Source organism: Micromonospora maritima (genome assembly GCF_902825405.1).
GTDB classification, from domain to species: domain Bacteria; phylum Actinomycetota; class Actinomycetes; order Mycobacteriales; family Micromonosporaceae; genus Micromonospora; species Micromonospora maritima.
This window is the reverse complement of record NZ_CADEAU010000713.1, coordinates 1-2,198: the sequence shown is the minus strand read 5'-3', so window position 1 is coordinate 2,198 and position 2,198 is coordinate 1. Positions and strand designations below refer to the sequence as shown.

The window sequence follows — 2,198 nt, the reverse complement described above, 5'->3', positions numbered from 1 at the left end:
CGACCCGGTGGCGCCGCCGTCCGTGCCGCTCCACGCGCCGCCGGCCGGGTCGCCACCGGCGACCGCGCTCGTCTCCCCGCCCGCCCCCATGGTGCTGGTCCGGTAGCTGAACAGCAGCACCAGCGCCGCCACGGTGGACAGCAGCCAGATGGTGATCCGTCGCACGGATCCTCCCTTCGCGCCTGTCACCAGGCGAAACGTTCGTGATGGACGTGCGCGTCGGGCACCCCGGCCGCGCGGGTCGCGGCGCGGACGGCGTCGACCCAGCCGTCCGGGCCGCAGAGGAAGACGTCGTGTCCGGCCACGTCGGGGGAGAGCCGGCGCAGCGCCTCGGCGTCGGAGAGCCCCTCGGCGTACGCCGGCAGCCAGGACGGCCGGGCCGCCCGGGGACCGACCAGGCGGTGCACCACCAGCCCGCGCTCGGCGACGAGCCGGTCCAGCTCGGCGGAGAAGACCAGGTCCTCCGGGGTACGGGCGCGGTGGACGAGCACCGCCTCGCCGGGCGCGTACGGCAGCTCCCAGAGCAGCGCCAGCAGCGGGGTGAGCCCGACACCGCAGGCCAGCAGCGTGATCCCGTCGCCCCGCCAGTGCTGGCCGGTGAGCCGCCCGTACGGCCCTTCGATCAGCACCCGGGTGCCGGGGCGCAGGGCGCGCACCCGGGCGCTGCCGTCGCCCAGGTCCTTGACCGTGATCCGGAGCAGGTCCCCCTGCGGCGGCGCGGACAGCGAGTACGGGTGGGCGCGGGACCAACCGGGGCCGTCCAGGAACCGCCAGAGCAGGAACTGTCCGGCCCGTACCGGCAGCCGGTGCAGGTCCCGTCCGCGCAGCCAGACCGAGGTGATCCCGGGCGCCTCGGCGACCACCGCGGCCACCTCGATCCGGTGGCGCAGCGAGCGCCAGGCGGGCAGGCCGAGCCGCCAGACCAGCACGCTGGCCAGCGCCAGCAGGTAGACCGTCCACCAGTAGGCGCGGGCCAGCGGCGAGGCGAGGAAGTCGGCGCCGGTCCAGAGCTGGTGCGGCAGCGCCAGCGCGACGCCCAGGTAGGCGTAGAGGTGCAGCAGGTGCCAGGACTCGTAGCGCAGCCGCCGCCGGGCCGCGCGGACCGAGGTCACCACCACCAGCGCCAGCAGCGCCAGTGCCGCGGTGGCCAACAGCATCCCCGGGTACGTGAGGACCAGGTCCCCGGTCTCGGCGAACACCCCCCGGCGGGCGGTGCCGGCGTACCCGAGCACGGTCAACAGCACGTGCGCCAGCAGCAGGTGGAACGAGGTGAAGCCGGCGAGCCGGTGCCAGCGGGCGATCCGGTCCTGGCCGAAGCGGCGCTCCAGCAGCGGCACCCGGGCCATCAGCACCACCTGGATCAGCATCAGGTCGGCGCTGACCAGGCCGGCGAGCCGGCCGAGCGAGGTGAGCCCGGTGGCCACGCCGGCCAGCAGCTCCTGCACGCCGCGGTCGGCGGTCCAGAGGGCGGCGACGACCAGCAGGCTGAGCACCGCGAGGGCGCCGGCGACGTCGGCCCACCAGGCGGGGGCGGTCGGCAGCGGGCGGCGCGGGGCGCGCCGGCCGGCCACGGCGGCGGTCACCGGAGGGTCTTCTCGGTACGGCTGACGCTCATGGGTAGAACCCTGGGCCGGCCAGTTCCGGTTCTCCTTTGCCCCTGCTGTGCCCCGGCTGGGAATCCGGCGGGGCGCCGGCGTGTCCCCGGCGCGTCACACGTTGCGTTTTCGTCGGTGGGGAGGTGTACTGTCAGGGTAGTTAGAACGAGTGTTCGATTCCGACCCCCGGGTCGCGCACCTCGTTCCACGGCTCCGGAGACGGTGTTTCGCGGCACCGGCCTCCGGAAGGTGCGGCTCCGCGGGCCGCACCGGGCCTCGGACAGTCGCGAGTCCGAGCCCGACAGGCAGGTCGTCGCCCGCCGCCCACGACCCCCGGGCGGCGGGCGACGGACCCGCCGGTACGCCGGCCGGGTGTGGGTGTGGGGAAGCGTCCACACCCGGCCGGCCGCCACCTGAGGTGCGTCTTCCTCCGCACCGACCGCTCCGGGCGACCGGGCGACGGCTCCCGTCGCGCGACCGCCCGCCCCGGCCACACGCGGAGGAGAGACACCCATGCCGACCAGCCCGGCCCAGGCGCCCACGGTGCCCGCGCACGTGTTGCCGCACCGCACCCCCGCCCAGCTGCTCGTGGTGGCGCGCGAC

General features: G+C 76.0%; 1 protein-coding gene and 1 pseudogene. One reads left to right on the top strand and one right to left on the bottom strand.

Annotated features, from left to right (window positions below):
• Positions 1-185 precede the first annotated feature (185 nt).
• Positions 186-1,583: a ferredoxin reductase family protein gene (locus HUW36_RS31405; protein WP_217428911.1), complete on the bottom strand. Its 1,398-nt coding sequence runs from the start codon at positions 1,581-1,583 to the stop codon at positions 186-188.
• 525 nt (positions 1,584-2,108) lie between these two features.
• Here HUW36_RS31405 and HUW36_RS31400 point away from each other — a divergent pair.
• A pseudogene (locus tag HUW36_RS31400) lies at positions 2,109-2,198 on the top strand (SAV_6107 family HEPN domain-containing protein); the annotation flags it as partial.